The organism is Mesorhizobium sp. EU05-FHT14A09 (genome assembly GCF_058790995.1).
Genome location: NZ_JBYTDF010000009.1, coordinates 179376 through 206071, shown reverse-complemented (window position 1 = coordinate 206071; position 26696 = coordinate 179376). Strand labels below are relative to the sequence as shown.

25 protein-coding genes, 1 tRNA gene and 1 pseudogene are annotated in these 26696 nt (G+C 60.8%); 12 read left to right on the top strand and 15 right to left on the bottom strand.

Features of this window, described 5'->3' with window-relative positions; all coding sequences use genetic code 11:
• Positions 1 to 83 precede the first annotated feature (83 nt).
• Complete coding sequence (locus AC3WTO_RS25100; protein WP_492463536.1) at positions 84 to 500, top strand: nuclear transport factor 2 family protein; 417 nt, start codon at positions 84 to 86, stop codon at positions 498 to 500.
• A 239-nt stretch (positions 501 to 739) separates the two neighbouring features.
• Entirely contained in the window at positions 740 to 1222 is a 483-nt protein-coding gene (locus AC3WTO_RS25095) for a hypothetical protein (protein ID WP_492463537.1), read from the top strand.
• Between the two features lie 18 nt (positions 1223 to 1240).
• Here AC3WTO_RS25095 and AC3WTO_RS25090 read toward each other — a convergent pair whose 3' ends face one another.
• A complete protein-coding gene (locus AC3WTO_RS25090; RefSeq protein ID WP_492463539.1) occupies positions 1241 to 1669 on the bottom strand; it encodes a group III truncated hemoglobin in 429 nt (142 codons plus the stop codon).
• A gap of 121 nt (positions 1670 to 1790) precedes the next feature.
• Between AC3WTO_RS25090 and AC3WTO_RS25085 the strand changes: the two genes are divergently transcribed.
• Positions 1791 to 2015, top strand: a complete 225-nt coding sequence (locus AC3WTO_RS25085) for an alkylphosphonate utilization protein (protein ID WP_492463540.1) — start codon at positions 1791 to 1793, stop codon at positions 2013 to 2015.
• Positions 2016 to 3316: 1301 nt separating this feature from the next.
• On the opposite strand, the gene AC3WTO_RS25080 is transcribed toward AC3WTO_RS25085, so the two are convergent.
• A complete protein-coding gene (locus tag AC3WTO_RS25080) occupies positions 3317 to 3631 on the bottom strand; it encodes a hypothetical protein (RefSeq protein ID WP_492463541.1) in 315 nt (104 codons plus the stop codon).
• Positions 3632 to 3783: 152 nt separating this feature from the next.
• Positions 3784 to 4557, bottom strand: a complete 774-nt coding sequence (locus AC3WTO_RS25075; protein WP_492463542.1) for a hypothetical protein — start codon at positions 4555 to 4557, stop codon at positions 3784 to 3786.
• A gap of 277 nt (positions 4558 to 4834) precedes the next feature.
• On the opposite strand from AC3WTO_RS25075, the gene AC3WTO_RS25070 reads away from it, so the two are divergent.
• On the top strand, positions 4835 to 4927 hold the full coding sequence (locus AC3WTO_RS25070; RefSeq protein WP_492463543.1) for a pyocin activator PrtN family protein: 93 nt from the start codon (positions 4835 to 4837) through the stop codon (positions 4925 to 4927).
• Positions 4928 to 5003: 76 nt separating this feature from the next.
• On the opposite strand, the gene AC3WTO_RS25065 is transcribed toward AC3WTO_RS25070, so the two are convergent.
• A tRNA-Thr gene (locus tag AC3WTO_RS25065) sits at positions 5004 to 5079 on the bottom strand.
• Between the two features lie 221 nt (positions 5080 to 5300).
• A complete protein-coding gene (locus tag AC3WTO_RS25060; RefSeq protein ID WP_492463544.1) occupies positions 5301 to 6248 on the bottom strand; it encodes an NAD(P)H-dependent flavin oxidoreductase in 948 nt (315 codons plus the stop codon).
• Positions 6249 to 6517: 269 nt separating this feature from the next.
• Here AC3WTO_RS25060 and AC3WTO_RS25055 point away from each other — a divergent pair, with 269 nt between their 5' ends.
• Positions 6518 to 7603 (top strand): hypothetical protein, encoded by a 1086-nt coding sequence (locus tag AC3WTO_RS25055; RefSeq protein ID WP_492463545.1) that lies wholly within the window; start codon positions 6518 to 6520, stop codon positions 7601 to 7603.
• 49 nt (positions 7604 to 7652) lie between these two features.
• On the opposite strand, the gene AC3WTO_RS25050 is transcribed toward AC3WTO_RS25055, so the two are convergent.
• Both AC3WTO_RS25050 and AC3WTO_RS25045 read right to left on the bottom strand, forming a co-directional pair.
• Positions 7653 to 9248 carry a cisplatin damage response ATP-dependent DNA ligase gene (locus AC3WTO_RS25050; RefSeq protein WP_492463546.1) on the bottom strand — a complete coding sequence of 532 codons (1596 nt, stop codon included), beginning with the start codon at positions 9246 to 9248 and terminating at the stop codon, positions 7653 to 7655.
• A 415-nt stretch (positions 9249 to 9663) separates the two neighbouring features.
• Positions 9664 to 10674 (bottom strand): ligase-associated DNA damage response exonuclease, encoded by a 1011-nt coding sequence (locus AC3WTO_RS25045; RefSeq protein WP_492463710.1) that lies wholly within the window; start codon positions 10672 to 10674, stop codon positions 9664 to 9666.
• 471 nt (positions 10675 to 11145) lie between these two features.
• On the opposite strand from AC3WTO_RS25045, the gene AC3WTO_RS25040 reads away from it, so the two are divergent.
• The 6 genes from AC3WTO_RS25040 (at position 11146) to AC3WTO_RS25015 (ending at position 19564) form a co-directional block, all read left to right on the top strand.
• On the top strand, positions 11146 to 12171 hold the full coding sequence (locus tag AC3WTO_RS25040) for a methyltransferase domain-containing protein (RefSeq protein WP_492463547.1): 1026 nt from the start codon (positions 11146 to 11148) through the stop codon (positions 12169 to 12171).
• Positions 12172 to 12404: 233 nt separating this feature from the next.
• Positions 12405 to 13307 carry a S66 peptidase family protein gene (locus AC3WTO_RS25035; protein WP_492463548.1) on the top strand — a complete coding sequence of 301 codons (903 nt, stop codon included), beginning with the start codon at positions 12405 to 12407 and terminating at the stop codon, positions 13305 to 13307.
• A 214-nt stretch (positions 13308 to 13521) separates the two neighbouring features.
• Positions 13522 to 14010: an ABZJ_00895 family protein gene (locus tag AC3WTO_RS25030; RefSeq protein ID WP_492463549.1), complete on the top strand. Its 489-nt coding sequence runs from the start codon at positions 13522 to 13524 to the stop codon at positions 14008 to 14010.
• Positions 14011 to 14418: 408 nt separating this feature from the next.
• Entirely contained in the window at positions 14419 to 16992 is a 2574-nt protein-coding gene (locus AC3WTO_RS25025) for a ligase-associated DNA damage response DEXH box helicase (protein ID WP_492463550.1), read from the top strand.
• Positions 16989 to 17705: a ligase-associated DNA damage response endonuclease PdeM gene (pdeM, locus tag AC3WTO_RS25020; protein WP_492463551.1), complete on the top strand. Its 717-nt coding sequence runs from the start codon at positions 16989 to 16991 to the stop codon at positions 17703 to 17705. The genes AC3WTO_RS25025 and pdeM overlap by 4 nt, the downstream gene beginning before the upstream one ends.
• 71 nt (positions 17706 to 17776) lie before the next feature.
• On the top strand, positions 17777 to 19564 hold the full coding sequence (locus tag AC3WTO_RS25015) for a hypothetical protein (RefSeq protein ID WP_492463552.1): 1788 nt from the start codon (positions 17777 to 17779) through the stop codon (positions 19562 to 19564).
• 241 nt (positions 19565 to 19805) lie between these two features.
• Here the strand turns inward: AC3WTO_RS25015 and AC3WTO_RS25010 are convergent, their stop codons facing one another.
• From AC3WTO_RS25010 to AC3WTO_RS24985, 6 genes and pseudogenes are all read right to left on the bottom strand, one after another.
• Entirely contained in the window at positions 19806 to 20762 is a 957-nt protein-coding gene (locus tag AC3WTO_RS25010) for an AbiTii domain-containing protein (RefSeq protein ID WP_492463553.1), read from the bottom strand.
• Between the two features lie 230 nt (positions 20763 to 20992).
• Entirely contained in the window at positions 20993 to 22039 is a 1047-nt protein-coding gene (locus AC3WTO_RS25005; RefSeq protein ID WP_492463554.1) for a hypothetical protein, read from the bottom strand.
• Positions 22040 to 22184: 145 nt separating this feature from the next.
• Positions 22185 to 22397 (bottom strand): annotated as a pseudogene (locus tag AC3WTO_RS25000) (SRPBCC family protein); the annotation flags it as partial.
• Positions 22398 to 22449: 52 nt separating this feature from the next.
• A complete protein-coding gene (locus AC3WTO_RS24995; RefSeq protein ID WP_492463555.1) occupies positions 22450 to 23364 on the bottom strand; it encodes a pPIWI-associating nuclease domain-containing protein in 915 nt (304 codons plus the stop codon).
• A gap of 121 nt (positions 23365 to 23485) precedes the next feature.
• Positions 23486 to 23974, bottom strand: coding sequence for an SRPBCC family protein (locus AC3WTO_RS24990; protein ID WP_326893785.1), 489 nt, complete (start codon positions 23972 to 23974; stop codon positions 23486 to 23488).
• Positions 23971 to 24300, bottom strand: coding sequence for an ArsR/SmtB family transcription factor (locus tag AC3WTO_RS24985; protein ID WP_492463556.1), 330 nt, complete (start codon positions 24298 to 24300; stop codon positions 23971 to 23973). Before AC3WTO_RS24985 ends, AC3WTO_RS24990 begins: the two co-directional genes overlap by 4 nt.
• A gap of 119 nt (positions 24301 to 24419) precedes the next feature.
• Between AC3WTO_RS24985 and AC3WTO_RS24980 the strand changes: the two genes are divergently transcribed.
• Positions 24420 to 25061 (top strand): dihydrofolate reductase family protein, encoded by a 642-nt coding sequence (locus AC3WTO_RS24980; protein WP_492463557.1) that lies wholly within the window; start codon positions 24420 to 24422, stop codon positions 25059 to 25061.
• Positions 25062 to 25457: 396 nt separating this feature from the next.
• Here the strand turns inward: AC3WTO_RS24980 and AC3WTO_RS24975 are convergent, their stop codons facing one another.
• Together AC3WTO_RS24975 and AC3WTO_RS24970 are read right to left on the bottom strand one after the other, a co-directional pair.
• Positions 25458 to 25613, bottom strand: a complete 156-nt coding sequence (locus AC3WTO_RS24975; protein ID WP_492463558.1) for a hypothetical protein — start codon at positions 25611 to 25613, stop codon at positions 25458 to 25460.
• A gap of 291 nt (positions 25614 to 25904) precedes the next feature.
• The gene (locus AC3WTO_RS24970; RefSeq protein WP_492463559.1) at positions 25905 to 26543 is read right to left on the bottom strand and encodes a LysE family translocator; all 639 of its coding nucleotides are present in this window, start codon (positions 26541 to 26543) and stop codon (positions 25905 to 25907) included.
• Between the last annotated feature and the right edge of the window lie 153 nt (positions 26544 to 26696).

Genomic DNA, 26696 nt, shown 5'->3' with positions numbered 1-26696 from the left:
GGTCCTCAGCGGGAAACGGGTGGCGACAAGCTGGCCCGGCCGTCACACATCCTGCGCAAAACGATGATGGAGCCCGCCTGAAAATGAGCTGTGATTGCACCGATGCCATGCCGCTGCTCGAGCGCATGTTCGAAGTCGAGCTGGGATTTGTGAACTCGGACACCAGGGATATTGCCAGCCTCGCCAGGGCTTTCCACGCCGATGTCGTCGTCCATGAACCCGCCTCCCTGCCTTATGCCGGCGACTGGAAGGGCCTGGAAGGCATAGCCGGCCTGCTCGCTCGTATGAGCGAAGTCTGGAGCGACATGGCGGTCGCGGACATGACGGCTGCCCGTGTCGAGGACACCGTCTTCATGTCCTGCACGCTGAAACTCACCGCGCGCGCCACCGGCGCCGTCATCCAGCAGCCTTTCGCCGAAGTGCTGCGTTTCAGGGACGGACTGCTGCTCGACGGCACGCCCTTCTACCATGACACGGCAGCCATCGCCGCGGCCGTCTGACCGGTACCGGCGGGTTATCGCGCAGCGCGCTTCACCGCCGCGGATCCCTGTTCCTGTTCCGAGCGCGTCTTTTGGGTTCGGTCGGTCGCAATCGAGCCGTCAACAGTCGCGGCGACGGGCAGTTTGGCAGCTGCTGTCGCCAGACTTGGCCATCGCCGGAATCGCCGATTGCCGCTCCCGGAGCCCGCCGATATGGTCCGCGCGGGCGGTTTGATTGTCGATCATGGAGCGTGGATCGAATGTCTTTCTGCAGCAGAATTCTTGCCGTATTGGCCGCTGTCTCCGTGATGGCTGTCGTGCCGATGGTCGGGTCCATGGCGCAGTCCAATGACGGCGTCAGCGCCCGGATCGGCGACAAGGACTGGTCGGCATCGGAAGCCGGCCTGATCGGCATGGAGCTCGGCAAGGTGTTCCTGGTTCAGACGACGCCTTCGGTGCAGCCCGGCGATACCCACCTCTCTTTCCTGAAGCTGCAGTTCGATGCCAAGTCGCTGCAGGAACAGGCGCTGACACGCGACTGCGGCTTTGACAGCCCCTGCATCGAGTTTCTCCGCGGCGATGACCAGTTCCGCATCGACGGCGCGTCCAACCAGCCGGCGGTGCTGAAGATCACCAGGGCCGATGACGGCGCCGTCGAGGGCACTTTCTCCGCCGACCTGGAATCGAAGGGCGGCAAGACAACGATCCGCGACGGCCGGTTCAAGGTGACGCTGAAACCCTGAGGCCGATGGTCTGCCGGGTCACATGCGCGAATGACGCGGGCGGCGGATTTCGCCGCGCTGCGTGCCGATCGCCATTTCGAAACTGTCGGCGATCCGGCGTGCCCGGATGATGAAGGCGTTTGCCGCACCCGGCGAGCAAAGCTCCTGCGCGGTGGCTTCGAACAGCGCCAGCCAGCGGTCGAAATGTTCGTTTTCGAGCGGCAGCGTCAGATGCGGCCGCATCGGGCGGCCATTGTATCGGCCGCTGCGCAAGGTCACCGACGACCAGAAGGCAGTGATGTTGGCGATATGCTCGTCCCAGTCATGCACCGCTTCGGCAAAGATCGGGCCGATCAGCGCATCCGCCCGGGCGCGCTCGTAGAAGGTGCGCACAAGACGGGCGATCAGCGCCTCGTCTATATCCGGGTGCGCGATGCCGGGGTCGGTCAGGGGATTGTCGCTGCTCATGCCCTGCAGTCTAGCCCCGCGGGCGTTTGCCCGCATTTTGCATATTGTCACAGCGGGTTGGAGCAGCTTGGCTTGCCCTGTCTGACTGTGTAGTGCGGGGGCGCAATCTGGAGATGGCGGTATGAGCGACGATGTGGTGGTGCGCGACAGCAATGGCGCTCAGCTGAATGACGGCGATTCCGTCACGCTGATCAAGGACCTGAATGTCAAGGGGACGTCCGAAACCATCAAGCGCGGCACGCTGGTCAAGAACATCCGCCTGAACGGCAATCCCGGCGAGATCGAAGCCAACACCAAACAGGTCAAGGGCCTGGTGCTGAGGACCGAGTTCGTCAAGAAGGCCTAGGCTGCGAAAGTGGCGGCCGCATCACGCTCTTTTACGAAAACAGATGCAAGATCAGCCCGGCGACGAGCGCCAGGAGCAACCCAAGAGCCATCCCACCTGCAACTATCAGCACGATCGCAAGCAGAAGCTTGAAGCGCACCTACTAGTATTTCTGGTACGTCCTTCGATCGGGTTCCCCTACCCAGGCTTCGGCGTCGAATTCACGCACGGGGCGTTTGTCAGGTGGCGACACAGGATTTTTGTGACCCATCAAAGTTGCCTGGGAGCGCGAACTTGTAGACTGCAATGCTCTGTGACGCGCTCAACGCGTCTCAGCTGTTTTGTTGGCTCGTATTCGCCCGCTTCATGAATGGGCCGGTGAGAACGTTCGATAGGAGTTGAGCGGAAATTCTAGATGGACTGTGTGCGCCACATAGAGCCCCGTACGGCGCTTTTGGTCAGAATAGCGCCTCCCCACAGTCCCGCCTTTATCAGCCGCCAGAGGCCATTCCCGGGCGAAACAGGCTCATCCTCTAGTTGTTGCACTTGATCGCTCGCCGATTCACCATTATTCAGGAGTCTGGGAATCGCTCTGCGTGTCCTTCCGTGTTGTTCGGCCCGTCATTGATGGAGGGGTAACGAGCTTCGGCGGACGAGCCGTCGGAGGGGTGGCAAACCCTCGTTGCCTGAAAAGGAAGGAGGAGGCCATGCGCATTGCATGCCCAATCCACCGACCGGTATCAGTCATTGAATACTGGCGGTTCCGACTGGGGCAGTGGGAACACGTTGTTTCCCACTGTAGAAAATGGCCTGGCACGGCCATCTAACCCCGAGTCGTTAGCACTACTTAGCCCCGCATTTGCGGGGCTCTTTTTTTGTGGAATTCATCCCACTTGAGTTTCGTAAGCCAATTTTTAGGGGTTGGTCAAGGGAGTGTCGTGTGTCGACTCCACGGAAAATGCGAAATTCGCATTTCTTGCACTCCATAAACTATTGATTTAAAAGCATATTTGCCGAGTCAGAATCGCATATATCAATTATTTGATGAGAGTCAACGACAGAAATCGAATCTTTTGGGCATAACACAACCGGTTTTCCACAGCCCTGTGGATTGTCTGTGCACGAATCACGTGTTGGCGCCGCGCAACTCCTCCCCCCTTTCTATTTCCCCTCCTGTCGCGCCATGCGTGCGGCCTTGAGGGCCACTTGCGCGCGGTCCAGACTTCCAATCGACGGGTAATGTGTCAGTGAAGCAATGTAACCGCGCCAGAGCGTCTCACCTTCTGCTGGTAACAACGCTGCGCTTCCGCCACGGGCTGATGTCAGTTCGCAGCCTTCTGATTGAATCGCTCAACGGTCTCATTGAATTGCTCGACCGCCTGTCTTTGCTCGCTTGCAAGACAGTCACCATAGCCATTTATCTTGCGGCGATATTCCTCCATCTCGCTCCGGCAGGAGGAGAAATCATGATCGCCCGCAAATTCGAACCCGCTTGATGCGCATGCGGGTGGCTCGGGTCGCCTCACTTCATCGTTTGCGAGCAAGGGCCTATAGTCGCTGCATTCAAAATCAAGTCTAGAAGCTGTCGCCGACTGCACGCAGCCCAACAGGAACAACCCAGTCAGCAATTTGATCATCTATCGCCCCCCATCCCGAGGGAATGTAACCACATTCCGGTAGCGCTGTAGTGAGGCTGTAGCGCGTCGCGCAGTTTTGAATTTTTGATGCCCGGTTTTAGAGCAACGACGCCTGTCGCAAACAAAACGTTCAAGGCGCTCTCAAAGGCTGTTCAAGACCTGATTGACAGATCCTCAAGGAGGTCGCTTTCCGATAGGTGCGTGGCAAGGTGCTTCATGAACGACGCCGCACTATCAAAGATGGCAACACACCGCTCTTCATCATAACTCTGCTTTGGATGCATCGCGTGGTTGCGCCACGCGTTCTTAACCCCGCGAAGATACGTCGCCGCCTCAGCAGCCCATTGCTCTGCATCGGCTCCGTGAGTTCGTCTACCAATTTCACGGGTCTTCGTCTCAATCTGATTGAGCGTCTGGTTCCAGTTTGCGTCCGCTGGAATGCCGTAGTGCTGAGCCAAAACAGCAAGACCAGCCTCCAACACCCTCATGAGGTGCATCACACTGGCCGTCCACCGCCCAACGGCCCTACATTTGGCGGCCTCCCCGATGTCAAAGGATGCGGAGGGGAAGGCATCTTCCACCGCCTGACCAAAATGCGCCTCGTCCGAAAAGTACAAAGCATGCTTCGGCGGCAGGGTGAACAAGCTCAAACCTTGCATTTCATCACCGAACACCTGAAGGAGCTGCGTGACTAAGCTGACGACTTGATCCAGTCGATGTGCGTCGTGCCCGATCGGTGCGGCCAAAAGCTGTAGGCCTTCCTTGAAAGCTCTTTCAGCAGCTGCCTTTGAAGCACCAAAACCGAGCTCGGACGCCGCTTGCTCAAGAATCTGGCAGCTTCTCAGGAATTGTGCCCTAGAATCCAGCGATAGATCGGGAGGGGCGATCCCAAGGCGATCTGCGTTCCGCAGCAACTGAACCCACATCTTCCACTCCGACCTACAGCCAGAAATGAGACTTAAGGCGTTTATAGTGTTCGAGGAAAGTCGCAGCATATCCCAAGGCCCGCAGTCTGAAACGGTCACATATGGGCATGATCTTTGATCGATTCGCTAGCGATGTTTGTCCTAGTCCAATCTGCGCTGCTACGGCCTGTTGGCGGCGTTAATCTGGGCGGATCTGGTTGCGCTGGGCGCTGAGCTTCATGTCCGGTATATTGCGGATGGGAAATATTGGGATCGATATGGCACGCGAGGGTACTGAATGAACACCGCGTTCCTACTCATGGCGCAATACGGCGCAACGGCGGTGATCCCGATCGAGACGGTTTGCCGTGACCATCCAGCGGAACAATGAAGGTGGACTAAAGGGTGGACCGGTGATTATCGAAAATCAGTAATATTTTGAATTTACTGTGCTTCTGATTGGGAAGTGGTGCCGCTTGCGTGACTCGAACACGCGACCCCATCATTACGAATGATGTGCTCTACCGACTGAGCTAAAGCGGCCCGACGGGCTGGAAACCCGCGAAGATGGCTGCGTGATAGCCGCAAGCCTCGGCAAATTCAAGATGGGTCGTCGCTGAATTTATGGGAAAGGCTTCGCCGGTGCGATAGCGCGGTGACTGTTTCCTTCTCTCCTTGTCGGCTGGCATGCGCACACATCTTTTTGACGCGAGGGCGGCGCCGACGATCGGTATCCGGACTAAATGTGCGCGCTTTGTGTCGCCCTATGCCGCCAGCCTTGTCTTCGCCACCTCGTATTCGCGCACCAGCCGCTCGACCAGTTCGGCCGCCGGCATGATCCTGTCGACGGCGCCGATGCCCTGGCCGCAGCCCCAGATCTCCTTCCACGCCTTGGCGCTGCCGAAATCCATCTTGGTCGGATCGGAGACCGGCAGGTTGTCGGGGTCGAGGCCCTGGGCGCGGATCGAGCCTTTCAGGTAGTTGCCGTGCACGCCGGTGAACAGGTTGGAATAGACGATGTCGGCCGCCTTGGACTCGACGATCATCTCCTTGTAGCCGTCGGAGGCGCGCGCCTCTTCGGTGGCGATGAAGGGGGAGCCGATATAGGCCATGTCGGCGCCCATCGCCTGCGCCGCCAGCACCGCGCCGCCATGGGCGATGGCGCCCGACAGAAGCAGCGGCCCGTCGAACCATTGCCGGATTTCCTGCACCAGCGCGAAGGGCGACAGCGTCCCGGCATGGCCACCGGCGCCGGCTGCCACGGCGATCAGCCCGTCGGCGCCCTTTTCGATCGCCTTCCTGGCATGGCGGTCATGGATGATGTCGTGCAGCACGATGCCGCCGTAGGAATGCACGGCATGGTTCACTTCCTCGACCGCACCCAGCGAGGTGATCACCACCGGCACCTTGTATTTCACGCAGAGCTTGAGATCGTGCTCGAGCCGGCCGTTGCTCTTGTGCACGATCTGGTTGACCGCGAAGGGCGCCGAAGGCCGTTCGGGATTGGCGGCGTCGTGGCGGGCGAGTTCCTCGGTGATCTCGGCCAGCCAGTCGTCGAGCTGCGCTTCGGGTCGTGCATTCAGCGCCGGAAACGCACCGACGATGCCGGCCTTGCACTGCGCCAGCACCAGCGGCGGATGCGAGATGATGAACAGCGGCGAGCCGACCACCGGGATGCGGACATTCTTGGTGAGGATCTCTGGCAGCGCCACGTTGCGCCTCCCTTGGCATTGACGTTTCCGTAAACGTCAATTTCATAGCGCAAGGCTGACGCCTCTGCAATCGCTCGAAAACTGGCGCCGATTTTTTGTCGGGATGGTGTTCACCCCAGAAATGTTGCTTCCCTAAAGCCACGGTCGGCGGCAAAAATGCGAATAATAGGCACCGCTTAGAGGCAAATGGCAGCAGCCGACCGTTGATTGATCGTGTTCCGACGGCTAACCATCAGCAAAATGTGACCGCCGCCCGGAAGGAAATCGATTTGGACCCGATCGAAAAGGCGATCCGCAACGCCTTCGAAAAAGGCAACCCCGACGATCGCGCATTCCGCGAGCGGGTCTACCGTTCGGCTTTTGCCGCGCTCGACCGCGCCTTGCTGGCCAATCCCAACGTTACCGTCGAGGTGGCGATGAAGCGCCGCAAGTCGATGCAGGCCAAGATCGCCGAGATCGAATCGGAATTCCTGCCGGCGGTGCCGGGCGTGGCGCCCGAGGTCGATATCGGCGCGCCGTCGGCCGCAGCACCGAACCAGACCGGCGGTCGTGTCGAGCCGTCGCTTGGAACGGCACCCGGAGCGGATGCACCGCGCTCGCGTGTGCTGCCGGTGGTGCCCGACATCATTCCCGAAGGCGCCTTGCCGCCCTCGGCGGCGGAGATCGCCCTTGCCGGCAGCCCGCAGGTGACGCCGGAGCGCGACAAGCGTCGCATCGGCCGCCGCCTGCCGCTGACGGCGATGTTCTTCGGCGTGACGTTGCTGGCGCTCGCCGGCATTGGCGTTTGGTGGGCGATGCAGTCCAACGCCTTCAAGACCAGCGAGCAGCTCGGCCAGCCGCCCGCGCCGACGCCGACCGTGTCTGACGAGGACTATGAGCCAGAGGGTAAGCCGAAGCTTTCCAGCGAGACCCAGAACCGCAACTGGATCAGCGTGTTCTCGCCGGCCAACCCGGCGCAGGTCGCCACCCCTTCGGATGCGAAGGCCGAAGTGATGAAGGACGATTCCGGCGCCTTCATCCGCGTCACCTCGGGTGCCTCGGGTTCTGCGGTTTCCTTCGATGTCGGCCAGGGCGTGCTGGAACAGATCGCCGGCAAGCATGCCGTGTTCGACATCATCGCCCGCGCCCAGGACGGCAAGGAAACGCAGATGTCGGTCGACTGCAATTTCGGCGAACTGGGCGACTGCGGCCGCAAGCGCTACGCCGTCGGCAACCAGCGCAACGAATATCTGTTCGACGTGCAGATGCCCGCCAAGCGCCCCGGCTCCGCCGGCACCATCGCCATCAACTCCGACTTCGACAAGCAGGGCAAGTCTGTCGACATCTACGAGATCCGGGTGTCGGTGACGGAGTAGGGGGGCTTATCTCCCCCCTTGCGGGGGAGATAGAAGTCGCGCCGTCCCCTCAATCCAGCAATGCCTGCAGCGTCTCGATCCGATCCGCTTCGGCCGACGGCTTGTCCCAGCGCAGGCGGGAGATGCGGGGGAAGCGCATGGCGACGCCGGATTTGTGTCGGGTCGAGCGGTTGAGGCCTTCGAAGGCGACTTCCAGCACCAGGCCGGCGCTGCGGTCGGCGCGCACCGAGCGCACCGGGCCGAAGCGTTCGATGGTGTTGTCGCGCACATATTTGTCGATCTGCTTCAGCTCCTCGTCGGTGAAACCGAAATAGGCCTTGCCGACCGGCACCAGCTCTTCGGCTCCTTCAGGGCCCGACCAGACCCCGAAAGTGTAATCGGAATAGAAGGAGGAGCGCTTGCCGTGGCCGCGCTGGGCATACATCAGCACCGCGTCCACCGTGTGCGGGTCGCGTTTCCACTTGAACCACGGGCCTTTCGGCCGGCCGGCGACGTAAGCCGAATCCCAGCGCTTCAGCATGACGCCTTCGATGATCGGATGCGGCGGGTTGCTGCGGCTGGTCTCCAGTTCCGCCCAGCTCTCGAACGCCACGAAGGGCGACAGGTCGAAACGGGAAGGGTCGAGCGTCTTGAGGAAGTCTTCCAGCCGGGCGCGCCGTTCGCGGAACGGCAAGGCGCGCAGGTCTTCGCCGCCCAACTGCAACAGGTCGTAGCAGCGCATGAAGGCGGGGTACTGCGCCTGGATCTTCGGCGACACGCTCTTGCGGTTCAGCCGCTGCTGCAGGTCGGAGAAGCTGCCGGTGGCGCCAGGCGAACCAACCAGCAGTTCGCCGTCCAGCACGGCATCGAAGTCGATGGCGTCGGTGAGGTCGGGGAAGGCGCCGGCGACGTCCTCGCCAGTGCGCGAATAGAGCCGGCGGATGCCGCCTTCCGATGCCGCCTGCACGCGGATGCCGTCCCACTTCCATTCGGCGGCGTAGTCGGCAGGCTCCAGCTTCTCGAAATCCTTGTCCTCGACCGGATGCGCCAGCATGACCGGCCGAAACAGCGCCTTGGCGGCGCGCTCGGGCTTGGCTGCCTTGCCTTCCAGCCAGGCGAACAGCTCGCTGTAGGGCGGCGTCAGCCCATGCCACAGCTCCTCGATCTCGCTGACGTCGACCGGGCCGAGATCGGCCACCGCCTGCTTGGCGAGCCTCGCCGACACGCCGATGCGCAGGCCGCCGGTGACCAGCTTGATGATGGCAAAGCGCGCCGAGATGCCGGCGCTGTCGAGCAGGCGCGCCAGCACGTGTCGCGCATCGGAGCGGCTGGCCGCCTGCAGCCTTGCGACCACCTCGCCCAGCGTCGGCACATGGTTGGCGCGCATAGCCGGGTCGGCCGGCCAGACCAGCGAGACGGTCTCGGCAAGGTCGCCGACATAGTCGTAGGAATAGCCGAACAGCACCGGATCCATGCGCTCGGTGACCAGCGCGCGCAGCATGGCCGGTTTCACCGCCGCGATGGAAAGATCGCCGGTGATCGCCGCCAGCGCATAGCCGCGGTCGGGGTCCTCGACGCTGCGGAAATAGTCGGTCAGCAGTTTCAGCTTGCCGTTGCGCGAAGGCGTCAGCACCAGCCGGTCGAGCAGTTCGGCGAAGCGGTTCATGGGTGGAGGTCCTGCCTATGGCCGCATCCTCGATTGGCCAGGGATGTCGCATGCGATGTTCTGCACCGCCTTGGCGACATCACCGTTCCGGAATGGATACCCGACACTCTTCGGTCGCTCCGCTCCCTCACGCGGTCGAGGATGACGGTTGGTATGGGGCGTCTGCGCCGATCTCCAACGTTGACGATGACACCGGGTCCGGCGCTGACCAGGGCGCTAACGATTGCGGTTTGGACGAGGCATGGAAAGCTCGTCATCCTCGACCTCGCAAGCGACCGCAGGGAGCGGCGAGTGTCGGGGATCCATTCCGGAACGGTGAACAAGGCCAGGCTGACCGCTCTTGAACCATTGCCGATGGAGCTGCGGGGCTGCCGTTGGCTGGATGAAAAAAGGGCACCCGCGGTCATGCCGCCCATCATTGCCCCTCATCCTCGTAACCGATGAGATGCAGCGGCTTGGCGGCGAGGCCTTCGAGCTCGCACCAGCGCACCAGCGCTTCCTCGCGGCCATGCGTGACCCAGACCTCGTTTGCGCCGGTCTCCTTGATGGTCGCCGCCAGTTCGTCCCAGTCGCCATGGTCGGAGATGATCAGCGGCAGTTCGACGCCGCCCTGTTTGGCGCGCTGGCGGATGCGCATCCAGCCCGAGGCGAAGGAGGAGACCGGGTCGGGGAACCGGCGCGCCCAGCGGTCGGCAAAGGTCGATGGCGGGCCGATGACGATGGCGCCGGAAAAGTCCGCCTTCGTGCCGCTCTCCACCGTCGCCGGTTCGAGCTGGCCGAGATCGATGCCCTGGCCTTGATAATAGTCGGAGATCTTGGCCATGGCGCCATGGATGTAGATCGGCTTGTCGTAGCCGGCGTCGCGCAGCAGCCGCATCACGCGCTGTGCCTTGCCCAGCGCATAGGCGCCGACCAGATGCGAGCGCTCGGGAAATTGCTCGACCGAACGCAGCAGCTTGCCGATCTCGTCCTCGGCGGGCGGGTGGCGGAACACCGGCAGCGCAAACGTCGCTTCGGTGATGAAGACATCGCACGGCACCACCTCGAAGGCGGCGCAGGTCGGATCGGCCTGGCGCTTGTAGTCGCCGGAAGCGACGATGGTCAGCCCATTGTGTTTCACCGCGATCTGCGCCGAGCCCAGCACATGGCCGGCCGGATGGAAGGAGACGGTCACCCCGTTCAGGTCGATCGTCTCGCCGAGCCGCGCGGCCTGCGTGCTGCCGGCGAAATTCGCGCCATAACGCAGCGCCATGATGTCGAGCGTCTCGCGCGTCGCCAGCACCGAGCGGTGGCCGGAGCGGGCATGGTCGGAATGGCCATGCGTGATCAGCGCGCGGTCGACCGCGCTGACCGGATCGATGAAGAAATCGCCGGGCGGGCAATAGAGGCCCTGGGGGCGGGAACAGAGCAGATCGCTTGGGCGCATGGTTTTAGGATAGGTCATCGGCCGCCGGATAAAAGATGCTCCTGACAAGGCTGCTGCCAGATTTGTCAGCAGGCCGCGCCCTTATCTCCCCCCGTGTGGGGGAGAAAGGATTTTCACGATCTTAGCGAGCACGCCCAAAGGGCGGCGCAGTCTAAGTCGTAGAAAATCCAAGAGAGGGGATATTCAGCTGAGGGGCTTGCAGGTGGGAATCCCTCTATTCTCAAGCAGGGTACCTTGAAAAGCAAATTGCCAACGTCACGGCTGCAAAATCCCCTCTCTTGCGATTTCTAGCACTTAGACTGTGCCGCCCTGCAGGCGTGCTCGCTAAGATGCTGAAATCGCTTTCTCCCCCACAAGGGGGGAGATAGAGGCGCGCCGAGGCTCGATCTCCTCCTCCCCACAAGGGGAGAAGGCAAGAGGGACTTGCGCGGAACGGGGTGGAACGGCTAAGCGACGCGCCGGAGATTTCTCATGAAACCGCTACCCGCTTCGTCGGGCGACCTGCTTGCCGACCGCCGCGCCGACTACGCGGAGGCGCTGTTCGCCTCGCAGGATTATGCCGATGCCGCCGAGCTGATGCTGGGCGCGGTGGAGCTTGCGCCCGACTGGGCGCTGGGCTGGTTCCGGCTCGGCGAAATGCAGGAGGCGGCCGGCGATCTCGATGCTGCCGCGCTCTCCTGGACGATGGCGCTGAAGCTCGATCCCGCCGACCGGCCGGGTTCTGCGCTCAAACTGGCGCTGATCGGCAAGACGCCACCGGCTTCGGCGCCGCCAAGCGCCTTCGTCGAGGCGCTGTTCGACCAGTATGCACCGAATTTCGACACCTCGCTGGTGGAGAAGCTGGACTACCGCGTGCCGGAATATCTCGACGCGGCGATCCGCGCGGTGGCCCGCACACGGCCCTCGGCAGAGCAGAACACAGGCGCCGCTCTCCAGCAGGGAAAGATTGAGGCAAAGCAACCGGAGGCGAAGCCCGCCGGCGACAGTTCGGGCGGTAATCACCGCTTCCGCCTCGCCCTCGATCTCGGCTGCGGCACCGGCCTGATGGGCGAAAGGCTGCGTCCCATCGTCGAGCGCCTCGAAGGTTTCGACATCTCGGCCGAGATGTTGCGCAAGGCTGAACGCAAGGGCGTCTATGATCATCTTGGCAAGGCCGATCTGCAGCAGTTCACCTATGCCGGCGCCGCACCCGATCTCGTCACCGCCGCCGATGTCTTCATGTATGTCGGCGCGCTGGAAACCATCGTCGCCACCGTCGCCGGCCTGCTTAGCACCGACGGCCTGTTCGCCTTCTCGGTCGAAAAGCTCGACGCACCCGGCGGCTTCGCCCTGCAGCCGTCGCGCCGCTACGCCCATTCCGAGACCTATGTGCGCGCCGTGCTTGCCGCCAACGGCTTTTCGTTGCTGTCGCTCGAACAGCGCGTCATCCGCCAGGACCGCCGCGAACCGGTCGCGGGATTGATCGTGGTGGCGGGGAAGCAAGGGCAGGGATGGTGACTAGAGCGTTTCCGTTTTTCACGGAAACGCGGAAATGCTCTAAGTTTTTGTTTTCTTTTCATTTTTGTAACACCAAGTGATTCCACTTGGCTAAAAAATGCTCTAGGCGAGCGGGGAATTCCGTCATCCTCGCAGGGAACACAGTTCTCGAAAGGTGTCGACTCTCCTAGGCTGCGGCAACAATGCCCGCGAGGGATGCCGATTTGTCCTCTGGTTTGAAATCCCACGCCCTCATGCGCCCACGCGTGCTCCGCGCCGGCGATGTGGTGCGTCTCGTTTCTCCCGCCAGCACACCGGACGAGCAGGACGTCGGTCAGGCGGTGGCCGTGCTCGAGCGCAACGGCCTGCGGGTCGAACTCGGCAGGCACGTCTTCGATCACTATGGTTATCTCGCCGGCCGCGACGAGGACCGGCTCGGCGATCTCAACGAGGCGCTTCGCGACGGCTCGGTGCGGGCCATCGTTGCGACGCGCGGCGGCAAGGGCGCCTACCGCATTGCCGACGGGCTCGACTTCGCCGCTTTGCAGGCTGATCCCAAACCGCTGGTCGGATTCAGCGAGATCACCATCCTGCATCTCGCAATGTGGGGCGGTGCGGGCGTTCCCGGCATTCATGGCGCCTGCTGGGACGCCGCGCAGTTTGGCGACCGCGCCGAACAATCCTTCCTGCGTGCGCTTCTGTCCACGGGGACGGTGAGCATCCATTCCGAACCGCATGAGCCGACATCGGTCCTGACCACCGGCGGCCGCGCCGAAGGCATCCTGCTCGGCGGTAACCTGGACATGATCGCCACGGCGGCGGGCTGGACGTTGCCAAGCCTGAAGGGCGCCATCCTGCTCATCGAGGATGTGAACAAGGGGCTGGGGCATGTCGACCGAAACCTGACCCGGTTGCTGAAATCCGGCGCGCTCGACGGCGTCGCCGGGGTCGCAGTCGGTCAGTTCACCGGCTTTGCCAGTTCCAAGGGAGTGACGGTGGTGGAACTGCTGCGTGAACGCCTGGCGCACCTCGCGGTACCGATCCTGGGCGGCCTGCCCTTCGGGCATGGCGACAGCCCCGTCGCTGTGCCGGTCGGAACGGAAGCCGTGCTCGACGCGTCCGGCGGAACGCTTTCCGTCGCGGCGGCGATGCAGTGAAGTGCGCCCCTCCGTAAAGGGATAAAGCGCCACCTGCTTGTGGCATGTCGTTGCATCGATAGAGCGTTTCCGTTTTCACGGAAACGCGGAAACGCTCTAAGTTTTTGTTTTCGACGCATTTTGGTAACGCCAAGTGATTCCACTTGGCTACAAAATGCTCTAGGAGCCGGTTTTGGAAAGCACAGATTTCAGCACCGGATTTTCAGGAACGAGCATGACCATTTCCAGCGACACCGCCACACCTGTCGGCATGTTGAAATATGCGCTGCTGTTCGGGCTGATGATCGTGTTCTGCCAGGTCGCCGTGGTCGTGCTGACCTCGGTCCTGCGGTTCGAGACGCCGGCGGCGATGGGCATCATCGTCATCATGGCGAGCCTTGCTTTCGTCATGCAGAAATTCGCGACCGATACCAGGCGCGCGCCGCTGTCGTCGGAACGGCTCAGCCTCGCCACGCTCGGCGCCATCGCCGCGGTCGCGGTGACGGCGGCGCTGCAGGCGCTGTCTGCCCTGCTGCTCGACCTGGCAGGCGAACAGGACGCGCTGAAGGAGGTCATTCGCGAACTGACCGTCGGCAGCGCCTCGCCAATGCTGACGTCCCTGATGCTGGCCGCACTGATCTTCGCGCTGACCTTCGTCATCATCTTCGCTTCCGCCGGCTTCCTCGCCCGCAGCGCCCTCAAGCGGCTGGAGCGAGCGAAGTAGGGTTCGGTGAAGGCTGGGCGCCTCTATCTCCCCCTTTGCGGGGGAGAAAGCGATTTCAGCATCTTAGCGAGCATGCCCGCAGGGCAGCACAGCTAAGTGCTGGAAATCGCAAGAGAGGGGATATTCAGCCGTAACGCTGACAAGCACTGCTTTCGAAGCAATCCTACGTGGATGGGATCGGCTCTCACACGACGACAGTCGCGAGAGGTCTCAGCTGAAAATCCCCTCTCTTGGATTTTCTACGACTTAGTCTGCGCTGCCCTGTCGGGCGTGCTCGTCTAAGATCGTGAAAATCCTTTCTCTCCCGCAAGGGGGGGAGAGAGAAGCGCCGCGCCCGCCACCCCAACCGATCCCCTTTTGTTCCATATTTCGCTTGGCCTTCGCGCGCACCCGCGCTAGGTCTTGCCGGTGACCGCCAAACCGCGCCCCGTTGCCGACGACCTGCTGCCCGAACCCTTCACCCGATGGTTCGCGGCCAAGGGCTGGGCGCCGCGCGCGCATCAGCTGGAACTGCTTGGCCAGGCGCGTGCCGGCCGCTCGATGCTGTTGATCGCGCCGACCGGCGCCGGCAAGACGCTGGCCGGCTTCCTGCCGTCGCTGACCGAGCTTGCCGGCCGGCCGCGGCGGCGGCCGGGCGAACGGCCGCGCGGCGTGCACACGCTCTACATCTCGCCTTTGAAGGCGCTGGCCGTCGACATCGAGCGCAACCTCGGCAAGCCGGTCGAGGAGATCGGCCTGCCCATCTCCATCGAAACCCGCACCGGCGACACGCCCGCCCACAAGCGCCAGCGCCAGAAGCTGGCGCCGCCCGACATCCTGCTCACCACGCCCGAACAGCTGGCGCTGCTGATCGCCTCCAACGGCGCCGACCGCTTCTTCGAGGACCTGCGCTACATCGTGCTCGACGAGCTGCATTCGCTGGTCACTTCCAAGCGCGGCCACCTGCTGGCGCTCGGGCTGGCGCGCCTGCGCGCCTTCGTGCCGGACCTCACCGCGATCGGCCTCTCCGCCACCGTCGCCGACCCCGACGAACTGCGCCGCTGGCTGGTGCCGCAGGGGGCGGGGGCTGGGCGGCAGGGGGGCATGGACCGGGAGGGTGACGCCACCAGCCACAACCTTCCTTCCACGCCCCCCATGGCCGGCCTCATCACCGTCGCCGGCGGTGCCAAGCCCGACATCTCCATCCTCGATTCCCGCGAGCGTGTGCCCTGGTCCGGCCATTCGGCGCGTTACGCCATCCCCGAGATCTACGAGGCGATCCGCCGCCACAGGATGACGCTGCTGTTCGTCAACACGCGCAGCCAGGCCGAGCTTTTGTTCCAGGAACTGTGGCGCGCCAATGAGGATGCGCTGCCCATCGCCCTGCATCACGGCTCGCTCGAAGTCGGCCAGCGCCGCCGCGTCGAACAGGCCATGGCCGACAACGCGCTGCGTGCCATCGTCGCCACCTCGACGCTCGACCTCGGCATCGACTGGGGCGATGTCGACCTCGTCGTGCATGTCGGCGCGCCGAAGGGGGCGAGCCGCCTTGCACAGCGCATCGGCCGCGCCAACCACCGCATGGACGAGCCCTCCAAGGCGATCCTCATCCCGGCCAACCGCTTCGAGGTGCTGGAATGCCGCGCAGCACTGGACGCCAACTATCTCGGCGCGCAGGACACGCCGCCGCTGCTGGCCGGCACGCTGGACGTGCTGGCCCAGCACGTGCTGGGCTCGGCCTGCGCCGCCCCCTTCGACGCCGACCTGCTTTATGCCGAGATCCGCTCCGCCGCGCCCTATGCCGAGCTCGCCCGCGACACCTTCGACCGCGTCGTCGATTTCGTCGCCACCGGCGGCTATGCGCTTCGGAGCTACGAACGCTACGCCCGCATCCGCCGCACCAAGGAAGGGCTGTGGCGTGTCACCCATCCGCGCATCGCCCAGCAATATCGCTTGAATGTCGGCACCATCGTCGAGATGCCGGAGCTCAATGTGCGCTATGTGCGCCAGGGCCGCGGCATGGCCGGGCGCGGCGGCCCGGTGCTCGGCAAGATCGAGGAGTATTTCGCCGAGACCTTGCGGCCGGGTGACAACTTCTTGTTTGCCGGCAAGATATTGCACTTCGAAGGCATCCGCGAAAGCGAATGCATCGTCTCCAACGGCACCGGCGCCAACATCATCGTGCCGAGCTATGCCGGCGGCAAGTTCCCGCTCTCCACCTATCTGGCCGAGCAGGTGCGCGCCATGCTGGCCGACCCCAAGCGCTGGCAGAACCTGCCGGAACAGGTCGCCGAATGGCTGGCCATGCAGAAGCTGCGTTCGGTGCTGCCGAAGAAGGGCGACATGCTGGTCGAGACCTTTCCCAAGGGCAACCGCCACTACATGGTCTGCTACCCTTTCGAGGGCCGCCTCGCGCACCAGACGCTCGGCATGCTGCTCACCCGCCGGCTGGAGCGCGCCAATGCCCGCCCGCTCGGCTTCGTCGCCACCGATTATTCGCTGGCTGTCTGGGCGTTGGACGACATGGGCGCGCTGTTCAAGGCAAAGAGCCCGTCGCTGGCCGAACTCTTCGACGAGGACATGCTGGGCGACGATCTCGACGCCTGGCTGAACGACAGCTGGATGCTGAAGCGCACCTTCCGCAACTGCGCGGTCATCGCCGGCCTGATCGAGAGGCGTTTCCCCGGCCAGGAAAAGAGCGGCCGCCAGGTCACCGTCTCGGCCGACCTGATCTACGACGTGCTGCGCAGCCACGAGCCCGACCACATCCTTTTGCAGGCCACCCGCACCGATGCCTCCGCCGGCCTGCTCGATGTCAGCAGGCTGAGCCAGCTGCTCTCGCGCATCCGCGGTCGAATCGTGCATAAGGTGCTGGACCGCATTTCGCCGCTGGCCGTGCCGGTGATGCTGGAGATCGGCAAGGAGCCGGTGAATGGCGGTGCCAATGAATCGCTGCTGATGGAAGCGGCCGATCTGGTCGAAGAGGCAATGGGACCCCGATGAATTTTTCGGCGGCAAGAGCAGCAACCGCCATCGGCGCTGAGGCGGTGACCGTCGCCGGCGAGCGCGCGCTGTGCGATCCGCGCGGCACGCTGTTCTTCCCCGACCTATCCTTGCTCGCCGTCTCCGACCTGCATCTCGAAAAAGGCTCGTCCTTCGCCCGCCGCGGCGCGCTGATCCCGCCTTACGACACCGTCGCCACGCTGGCCCGCCTCGAAGCGGTGATCGCCGACTATCAGCCCAGGATCGTCGTCAGCCTCGGCGACTCCTTCCATGACGGCAAGGGCGCCGAGCGCCTGCATCCCGATTTCCGCCAGCGGCTCGAAGGGCTGATGACCGGGCGCGACTGGTTCTGGATCGCCGGCAACCATGACCCGGAAGCCCCGGCCGACCTGCCCGGCGAAACCGTGCTGGAACTCGCCGTCGGCTCAGTCCTCTTCCGCCACGAACCCTCCAAACAGCGCGTCGAAGGCGAGATCGCCGGCCACCTACACCCCTGCGCCCGCATCGTCCAGCGCGGCCGCTCCGTCCGCCGCCGCTGCTTCGCCGGCGACGGCGGTCGCCTCATCATGCCCGCCTTCGGCGCCTACACCGGCTCGCTGAATGTGCTCGACCGGGCGTATAGTGGGTTGTTCAAGCGGGAGACGCTGATGGCGTACATGCTGGGGACGGAAAGGGTGTTTGCGATCTCGGGGGCGATGCTGCGGCCGGGGTGAGGGGAGACGGTACGGAACCTGCATTGTAAGCTAACTAGCGGGCAACCAGAATGCCACCATCATGTCCTCAAATGCAGTCAACTGTCGTCATTGCTGATGATCCATTTCTGGCCGCCCGCCTATCGTGTGCGCTGTCGCAACAAAAGACTTACCTTGCCGTCCTCGATGGGCCACGCATGACCCGACCGGATCATGCATCTGAGGTGACGGTACGGAACAATGCCGTCGCTCGTGTTCAACCTAAGCAGACGCTTCTTGCAGGTCTGCACGCGGCTGGCCACGAAGCTATGTTGGCTGCGTTACCCCACAACCACGCAAGAGTAGTTACGGATGACGATGTTGCGGGTTTATTTGTTGATCGCAAAGTCGGCGAGAGTCCGCCGCTACAATGGGGCAAAGAGGCCATTGGACTAGGGGTGCTTCGTGCACTCTATGAGCGCCGAATGATTGAGTTCGGCGATCATCCGTCGCCAGCCAATCCTATCAAGCCTCGTTCGGATCATCTCGTTATCTGCGAAGAAGGCCAGATGCTTTCCGGAGTAATTGCAGCGAACTATGCCTATTCGATGGGAGCAGGCCTACATCTGATCGAAAAGACAGACGAGGCGGAATGCAAAGAGCTTCTGGCGGCTTACTACGGGATTTACGAGCCGGGTATCGATCAAGTGGCTGTGCGTGAGTGTCTTCAAAAACGGCTGCGCGCTCTTTGCGGTAGTTTAGATCTACCACCTGGCGGTTCACTTACTTTCGTAACAAGATGGCTTCCCTTCGGAGTTGCTTTTCCAGAATTGCCGTCAACGCATCTGTTTGCGTACCCGAACCTTGGGATTTCAATAGTCAATGGCTTCGCTGCCGAGCAGCGAGGGGGGCGCGGTACAAACGTTGCTGTCCTAGTCGATCCGGGAAAAGTACGAGCTCCAGAGATGGAAGTCGCAGCTGACCGCTTGCACGCGCTTGGCATGTTCGTCCGCAGCTACAGCGGCAAGCTTGCGACGGTCCGAAATGTCAGTGAAATGATCGATCTCTTCCCATACGATCTCCTGATCTTTGCGACTCATTGCGGTGACGCAGATGGTTGGCGTTGGACCTATCAATATGAAGATAGTGAAGGCATCCAACGGACCCTTGTCGTTGATATCGCGATCAGTGTGGCCGATACCGACGATCCTGAGATTGTCGAGTTGAAGGAGTATATCCGGTTCGTTTCACTTGATGGTGTGGATTGGAACGACCGCATTGCCAAGAACAATCTCTATGTCGGTTCGGCAATCACAGATTATGTAAATCGAAAACACAGTGATCGTGATTGGGAGCCCGTCCATAAGGAGGCAATACCGCGCATTCTGGGGTCGGCCGCAATGGCGATGGCAGACGACAATTACCTCGCAATGCCGCGTTCACTCGCCTGCGAGGGTGCTCCCATTGTTATCAACAACGCCTGCGTATCTTGGCATGAACTCGCCGGTCGTTTCATGTTCAGCAATGCGCGCGCGTACATTGGTACACTCATGCCGGTGGCCGATCTCGAAGCGGAAGCGATTGTCGCGCGATTGTTTGAGAAGTACTTTGGTAAGCCTTTGGGCCATGCGATTTGGGCCGCACAGAACGCGGCTTATGGTACAGAGAGCAACCGCCGTCCCTATGTCGTTACAGGTGTATATCCTCAGTCGCTCAAGACAACCCGCCAAGATGTGCCGCGTTATATCCTTAATAGGCTTGTTGAAGCGGCCAAGCATTGGCAAGATCGATTGAAGCATGTCGGGAACGATATCAGCTTCGAAAAGCGCATCCGCGCCATGGTCACCTACTATGAACGTGAGATATCTGATTTCCGGAAGCGTTGGTTATTAAGAGGTTGAAGTATTACGGATAGCACGACACAAATTCAGTGTCATTGAGAAATAAAATTTCGATGAGGAATATCCTGAGAGGCTATGAGTACAGCCATGGCTTTGAGGCGAAAACTGTATTGTGACCTGCCCCGAGCGGGACCGTCTAAATCACAGCGATTTGGAGGGCACTGAAGGTGTCTGTCATTGCTTTGCCGGCATGGCCGCCGCGAGAATATTGGGATATCTCAGCGCAACAAGCGTGTCGGGATTATTCTATGCCGATGTCGCTATTCTGGGGCTCCCCAAGGTGCAAAACCTCGCCCAGGAAAAGATAGACGTTTAAGAAAAGTGCATATGCCTCTTCCGACGATACGTCGGTGTGAACGCCTGTGGAAACGCGGTCAAACAGGTTACTGAGATTTTGGCGCAGGCGTGACCTGCGCGATGTACTTGCGGTACGTATCGCTATGTATGCGTTGATCCTGTTCTGATGTTTGCTTGCATCCAGTTTGAGCTGATTACCTCCAATCTCGAATGTATCGTCGGATGGTGGAAAGATAGCGTCGGCGAACGCTTCGAGGATTCGGCGGCATGTGGTCAATGCTTGGCTTACGGCTTCTTCATGTCCTTCTTTCAGTCTTGCCACGACCGATGGTATTTTAGTCAGAACGTCGCCCGCTTTCTCGGCAATTAGCCCATCGATGTCTCGTTTGTATCCATCGAATGTACTCTCCGCCACTTCTGCAAATTGACGTTCATAGTAAACATTGGTAACGAAATTGTGGAGTAATCCGAGAACTCTTGAGCGTACGCCGGATAAGATCCTGATCGTGTTACTTATGATTGCATGATTTTGTGAAGTTATTCTAACTACGCCGACGGCGCTGTCTCCTCCGATGCTCGTTAATTTGATGGATTCAATTTCGGCTTTTTTCGCTTCAATTGTCGCTTCATGTTGGCCTAGGGGCCCCCAATAACCTTTTTTCTCGGCGTGGTTGGTCCAGCGTCCCGTCAGGGACATGTAGCGTAGCGAGGTGTCGTCGCCGCTCACGTAGCCGCGCATTTCATAACCGAGCCACTGCCGTATTTCATCGGAGCCAGCCAATCTTGCTAGCCGATTGGCTTTGAGGATTAATTTATCAGCAGGTAGCCGGTCCAGTTCGATGTCATCGAGCAGTTCTTTGCTGAGGGCGAGAATATGTTCGGCTTCTGTTTGCGAGGGCATAATGTCAGCTTCTCAAGATTGTTAGCAATAAGAAGGGCTGGTCTCGTCCGAAAGAGTATTCGACGGGAAGTTGGACTAGAGGATTTCTTTCGAAGCGGAAACTCCTCACTGGAATCGACAGTGCAAAATGCAAAATGGTATACTTAATCAGAGGTGGGTCGCGAGCGCGACATCATTGATTTCTATCGCGTTGTCGGGAGATTAATCTGCCGGAATCGGCGCATGCGTATTCAGGCAAAGTTCGAGAACCGTATCTCACGCTCCAGACATGTATAGATCGGCGGTGCCCAGTTATAACCGTAGGGGTATCGGCTGGTGTTCGCGCTATCGATCTGTTTTCTGATGTTGTGGTGGCTTTCGGCCGGTAATATGGCGCAAAGCTGCCGCTCTATTTCGTGTGCTGTTTCCATAGGCACTTCAATATCGACGTGATGATAGATGGAGCCCAGTCGTTGGCCTGTACGTAGAACGTTACTTTCCGAAACTGGGAGCGTTGCGAGGTTGCCAAGCCGCGTGGAGATTCGCTTGCACCATACCTCTAATGCTGCCCAGCTATCTTTGGAGTGCTTCGACCGATCGCCAACGATCCCCGAAATGTCGGTCAAACTTGACAAGACTGCTTTCGCGTCATCTGGGGGAAGAAGTTGCTGAGAGCGCTGCTCGACAATACGGATAATGACTGAGAGATCTTCAGGATCCGAATTCGCGATCAACCCGAACTCACCCAAGGTTAGTAGAACATATTGCCATAGATAGGGCCCGTAGTATCCCAGTTCGAGTGCCGCCAAGAGGCGGTCCCGATCAACAGCTCCGGCGGTGGGAAGGTGTATTGTCGGATAGTGCGCTCTAAAAACGTTTGGGTTCAGAGCGAGGCCGCCGATAATGTCCTCCCAGAAAAGAAGTGCCACAGCGAACTTTCCAGCAGCGACTCTGGCGTCCGAGTAAATTCGGACCTGTTGCTGAAGTTTTGCGTCGTGATCATTTGTCGTTGCTACATAAAGTGTGGTCAAGTAAGGTATAAATTCTTCAGCATTTCCCGTTTCTTCTTGAATTGTATTCATGGTTAGGGTTGCAGAGTAACGTTTGCACTGTATTCCGGCCCGTCTGCCAATATCGTCGGGACCGAAGATATCAACCCCCTGTTGCGATTGTCCCGCTCGACCGTTCTTCTGGAGCGAAGGAGATTTCCATCGCAAGCGCTGTGCATCGAGTACTATCGCCTCGAAATCCTGCCAGTTTTTCGGTTTAGGTATGTCAAGTGAGAAGATCGAGGGCATGACAAGAACTTATGATGAGGTGGAGTAAAAAAGACGCAGAAACGGTAAGGTCGGATATATATGAGGCGCAAGCGAGAGATAATATGCCAGAAAGATGTTATGTATGGTCTCTTGGATTGTTCAGATCGAGCGGCTTAATTCGGTGGCGCAGCGTCAGTATCGTCTTGCCGTGGCCCTGCTCGTCGAAGTTCACCGTCACGTGAAAGGAGTCGGGGTCGTTCGGGGAGCCATGGTCCATCACGATGCGCTCGTTTGATTCCAGGATAGGCATCAGTTTGGGGAAGCGCTGCTCCTTGCCTTCGAATGTGTCCACTATGTCGAAGCGCCAGATGCCGTCCTGAACCGGGCTTGCCTCATGATTGTTGCCGTTACCCTGCAGCGCAGTCTCTGACATCAACAAATTTCTTCGTCTAAGCGTCTTCTTCGTCAAAGTCTCCGTTGTCGTAAAAACCGCTGTTATCAACGGACACTTCCACAGTTCCTGGTACTATCTCGTCAGGTTCATCGACTTTGGCGTCTAGTCGCGCGGTATATGGATAGGAGTCGTTCATCACCGCTCCTTCATCTCTCTTCAAATCGGAACTCGATCCATATTGTAGTTCGACGTGGACGGTACCAGACACCGCCAACTTGATAACCGCCTCATCTATTTCCCTTACCTCAATGTCATCTATCCCATGTCCCTCGAATGTCGTATGCGTCGAGAGTTCATCGAGTTCCGGTATCGTCTCCGATAGGAATTTTTCGAGGATTGCTTGGTCAATCTCGTTCTCAAGTTGTCGGTAGACTTCGTTCTGGCAGCTTCGAGCTGCATCGAAAAGTTTCAGTACTCCATGCAAAGATTCATCCAGAAGTACTCTTATCTTTTCGTCATCGATCAGGATCGTGTGTTCTCGGACATGAGTTGCTTTGTTCAACCTATCAATTGCTTCGACTAGTGGGCCAGCCACTTCTTCATGGTCGAGATGAAGCGTATTGGCAACATAGTCGACAGAGAGCCCCCCTTGTACGATGAAAGTAATTCGTTGACGACGCGTGGGACCTTTTGTGTCCGGCGCCTGCTTATACCAACAACATTTTTGAACTTTTTCGTCTGGGGCCATTGCGTGCAAGATATGTCCGACAAGCTCTCTGAGGGCTGCGGCGCACATGTTGCCGCGAATAGGGTTGTTACCTTCCCCCGCCTGGATTGCACCTTCAAGCACCGTTGCCATGAAGCCGTCCTCAGGCCTCATCGCTTTCAGAACCTCTGACCTTTCTCGGAGCTTCGCCCACGTCGGAGCGTTATAGACATGAGCAGCGAGAAATTTTGTCTTCTTATCCATGGATCGCGCCTACCATTTTTGCTGTGAGCCTCATGCTAGGAGGACCTATTTCTGCCAATGCGTCTTGAAATGGCTCGGGGCTTCGTCTTCGCCAGTGCCTTAACTGCCTTAGTATCCCGTCTCACCCCTCCAGCCACCCCGCCAGCTTCTCCAGCGTCTGCAGCCCATACTCCACCGCGCCGAAGCCGATGACGATCTGGCGCCGTTCGCGGCTGGGGTGAAGCTGGCGCAGCGTCAGGATCGTCTTGCCGTCGCTCTGCTCGTCGAAGGTCACCGTCACGCGGAAGCGGTCAGGGTCGTTCGGGTCGGCCGAGCCGTGGTCCATCACGATGCGCTCGTTCGGCACGATCTCCAGGAAGCGCATCAGGTTGGGGAAGCGCTGCTCCTTGCCCTCGAACGTGCCCACCATGTCGAAGCGCCAGATGCCGCCCTCGCTTATGTCGGCCTCATGACTCTCGATGCTCAGGCCGGTCGGGCCGAACCAGGCGGCCAGCGCCTCGGGCTTCGTCCAGGCGGCAAACACTTTTGCACGCGGATGGTTCAGCACCTTCACCAGCACGATCTCGCGATCGAGCGACCAGCTCTGCAGCGGGCTGACCTCGTCTTTCATGGGTTTTCCCTATCCAGATAAACATCCAGCCGCTCCAGCCGCATCGCCCAGCTGCGGCGCTCGGCTTCCATCCAGTTGGCGGCCTCGTCGAAGCGCGCCTGCACCAGCCGGCACCAGCGGCTGCGCCCGCGCTTTTCCGAGGTGATCAGCCCGCACTCCTCCAGCACCTTCAGATGCTGGGCGAAGGAAGGCAGCGCCATGTCGAACGGCTCGGCCAGCACGCTCACCGGCACCTCGCCCTCGGCCAGCCGCGACACCACCGCGCGCCGCGTCGGGTCGCTGAGCGCATGGAAGGCAAGGTCGAGCGGGGTCGAATGATAGGGCATGTCCATCCGTAAGATGGTCGGCGATGGCGGTCAATGACAAAAAGGCACTTGCCTTACTATCTGTGTTCGAACATAAAGGCATCTACCTTAGTATCAAATCCGTGCAAAAGGAGAACCCATTGGCAGTTCGTGTCGACCTCAACATCTCGCTCGACGGTTTCGCGACCACGACGGACCAGACGCCCGAAAACCCGTTCGGCGAGGACTGGTCACGTCTGGTCGGCGCCTATGTCGCGACGCGCACGTTCCGCGAACTGCTGTTCAAGGACACCAGCGGCGCTGGCACCACCGGTGTCGACGACCGCTATGCCAGGGCCTATTTCGACAATATCGGCGCCGAGATCATGGGCGCCGGCATGTTCGGCCTGCACAACTTCCCCAACGATCCGGACTGGAAGGGCTGGTGGGGCGACGAGCCGCCGTTCCGCTGCCCGGTCTTCGTGCTGACTCACGCCAAGCGCTCCTCGATCGAGATGGCCGGTGGCACGATTTTCCACTTCATCGACACCACGCCGGCCGAGGCGCTGAGCAAGGCCGTCGCGGTGGCCGGCGGCAAGGATGTGCGCATCGGCGGTGGTCCCAGCACGGTGCGGCAGTTCCTGAAAGCCGGCCTCGTCGACCGCCTCCACGTCGCCATCGTGCCCATCCTTCTCGGCCGCGGCATCCGCCTGTGGGACGATCTGCGCGGGCTGGAAGCCGGCTACACGGTGGAATCGGAAACGGCGGAGAGCGGGGTGGTTCATTTGACGTTTGGGCGGTAGAGCGGCGGCAGGGCGCGGCGTGCCTTATCTCCCCCCCCTCGCGGGGGAGAAAGCGATTTCAGCACCTTAGCGAGCATGCCCGAAGGGCAGCGGAGCTAAGTGCTAGAAGTCGCAAGAGAGGGGATATTCAGCCGCTGCGCTGACAATGAGCGCGTTGTATTCCCTCACAGAAGAAGCTCTTCTTTCAAGCCTCTCAGCTGAATATCCCCTCTCTTGGATTTTCTACGACTTAGCTGTGCCGCCCTGCGGGCGTGCTCGCTAAGGTCATGAAAATACTTTCTCCCCCGCAAGGGGGGAGATAGCAGCGCGCGCTCCTGCAAGGGAGATAGAAGTGATGTGGCGATGCCTGCGCTGACAACCGGATGAGCTCTCAGTTCGCACTTGGGGTGCCGACACTCACATGCCGTTGATCAGCATCAGCAGCGCCAGCAGCAACACGCCGTTGCAGACCACGACGATGCTGTCGAAAATTCTGACCTGCGGGACACCGATCAGAGCCACCCCCGTGCCGAGCAGTCCGCAGATCAATGCTATCTGTAGCAGCTCAATCATGTCGCCTCCGACGCGAAGCATAGCATGTGGCGTGCCCGGTCGCTACGAGGTGCGTCCTTCGAGGCTCGCCCGGCAAGGGATCGGGCCGTGCTTTCAGTCGACGTGCGGGCGAGCGCCTCAGGATGAGGACCGCTGTGCCTGAGCTCTTCATATTGAAACGCTGCAGGATAGAGAGAGAGTTCGCGCCAACGATCCTCATCCTGAGGTGCTCGCGAAGCGAGCCTCGAAGGACGCACCTAAAGCCAGCGCCGACGTTGGTGTCGCCATCAACGCCAGACACCCCCGCAGCCCCTACAAAGACGCCCGCGCGCTGTCGCTGATCAGCTTGACGCCGAGCGCCCCGACCACCAGGCCGGCACAGCGGTCGATCCAGGCCTTGGAGCGCAGGTAGACGGCCCGCGGCCGGCGCGAGGAGAAGCCCAGCGCCACGATGGTGTACCACAGGGTCTCGTTGACGAAGAGCAGCGGCGGCAGGGCGAACAGCATCCAGGTCGGCGTCGGCGAAGGCAGAAGCGCCGCGAACATCGAGGCGTAGAAGATCGCCGTCTTCGGGTTGGACAGCTGCACGAACAGGCCGCGCAGCAGCGACTTCCACAGAGTGACCGTCCGTCCGTCCGTGGTCTCGGCAACCGCCAGCGGCTCGGGCGCGGCGCGCCAGATGTTGATGCCGAGCCAGACCAGATAGGCGCCGCCGGCGAGCCGCAGCACAAGGTTCAGCCACTCGACCTGCAACAGGATGGCGGTCAGCCCGGCCATCGCGATGCAGGCGAACAGGAAGCCGCCGAGCCCCATGCCGATCGCCGCCATCACGCCGTCGGCGCGCGAGCCGGAAATGGCGATGCGCGACACCACGACGAAGCTTGGCCCCGGACTGATGGCGCCGAGCAGGAAGACGCCGAGGATGGAGAACAGGATCGCAAGGTCATGCACGGCACTTCCTCCTTGTCGCCCCGCAGCGGGTCGTTCGTCGATAGTGGGGCGTCTCACCGGCCTCCGCAATGGGGCAGTTGGAATGGTGGTTGTTCCATCGACGTACGCTGCCAGCCGCCGGGGTCTTCACCGATCGATCGGCATGTCTTCGAC

Bases quoted from the DNA above. Each gene is read 5' to 3' on its own strand.
- AC3WTO_RS25100 (WP_492463536.1), top strand. From the start codon at position 84: ATGAGCTGTGATTGCACCGATGCCATGCCGCTGCTCGAGCGCATGTTC.
- AC3WTO_RS25095 (WP_492463537.1), top strand. From the start codon at position 740: ATGTCTTTCTGCAGCAGAATTCTTGCCGTATTGGCCGCTGTCTCCGTG.
- AC3WTO_RS25090 (WP_492463539.1), bottom strand. From the start codon at position 1,669: ATGAGCAGCGACAATCCCCTGACCGACCCCGGCATCGCGCACCCGGAT.
- AC3WTO_RS25085 (WP_492463540.1), top strand. From the start codon at position 1,791: ATGAGCGACGATGTGGTGGTGCGCGACAGCAATGGCGCTCAGCTGAAT.
- AC3WTO_RS25080 (WP_492463541.1), bottom strand. From the start codon at position 3,631: ATGATCAAATTGCTGACTGGGTTGTTCCTGTTGGGCTGCGTGCAGTCG.
- AC3WTO_RS25075 (WP_492463542.1), bottom strand. From the start codon at position 4,557: ATGTGGGTTCAGTTGCTGCGGAACGCAGATCGCCTTGGGATCGCCCCT.
- AC3WTO_RS25070 (WP_492463543.1), top strand. From the start codon at position 4,835: ATGAACACCGCGTTCCTACTCATGGCGCAATACGGCGCAACGGCGGTG.
- AC3WTO_RS25050 (WP_492463546.1), bottom strand. From the start codon at position 9,248: ATGAACCGCTTCGCCGAACTGCTCGACCGGCTGGTGCTGACGCCTTCG.
- AC3WTO_RS25045 (WP_492463710.1), bottom strand. From the start codon at position 10,674: ATGCGCCCAAGCGATCTGCTCTGTTCCCGCCCCCAGGGCCTCTATTGC.
- AC3WTO_RS25040 (WP_492463547.1), top strand. From the start codon at position 11,146: ATGAAACCGCTACCCGCTTCGTCGGGCGACCTGCTTGCCGACCGCCGC.
- AC3WTO_RS25035 (WP_492463548.1), top strand. From the start codon at position 12,405: ATGCGCCCACGCGTGCTCCGCGCCGGCGATGTGGTGCGTCTCGTTTCT.
- AC3WTO_RS25030 (WP_492463549.1), top strand. From the start codon at position 13,522: ATGACCATTTCCAGCGACACCGCCACACCTGTCGGCATGTTGAAATAT.
- pdeM (WP_492463551.1), top strand. From the start codon at position 16,989: ATGAATTTTTCGGCGGCAAGAGCAGCAACCGCCATCGGCGCTGAGGCG.
- AC3WTO_RS25015 (WP_492463552.1), top strand. From the start codon at position 17,777: ATGCAGTCAACTGTCGTCATTGCTGATGATCCATTTCTGGCCGCCCGC.
- AC3WTO_RS25010 (WP_492463553.1), bottom strand. From the start codon at position 20,762: ATGCCCTCGCAAACAGAAGCCGAACATATTCTCGCCCTCAGCAAAGAA.
- AC3WTO_RS25005 (WP_492463554.1), bottom strand. From the start codon at position 22,039: ATGCCCTCGATCTTCTCACTTGACATACCTAAACCGAAAAACTGGCAG.
- AC3WTO_RS24995 (WP_492463555.1), bottom strand. From the start codon at position 23,364: ATGGATAAGAAGACAAAATTTCTCGCTGCTCATGTCTATAACGCTCCG.
- AC3WTO_RS24990 (WP_326893785.1), bottom strand. From the start codon at position 23,974: ATGAAAGACGAGGTCAGCCCGCTGCAGAGCTGGTCGCTCGATCGCGAG.
- AC3WTO_RS24985 (WP_492463556.1), bottom strand. From the start codon at position 24,300: ATGCCCTATCATTCGACCCCGCTCGACCTTGCCTTCCATGCGCTCAGC.
- AC3WTO_RS24975 (WP_492463558.1), bottom strand. From the start codon at position 25,613: ATGATTGAGCTGCTACAGATAGCATTGATCTGCGGACTGCTCGGCACG.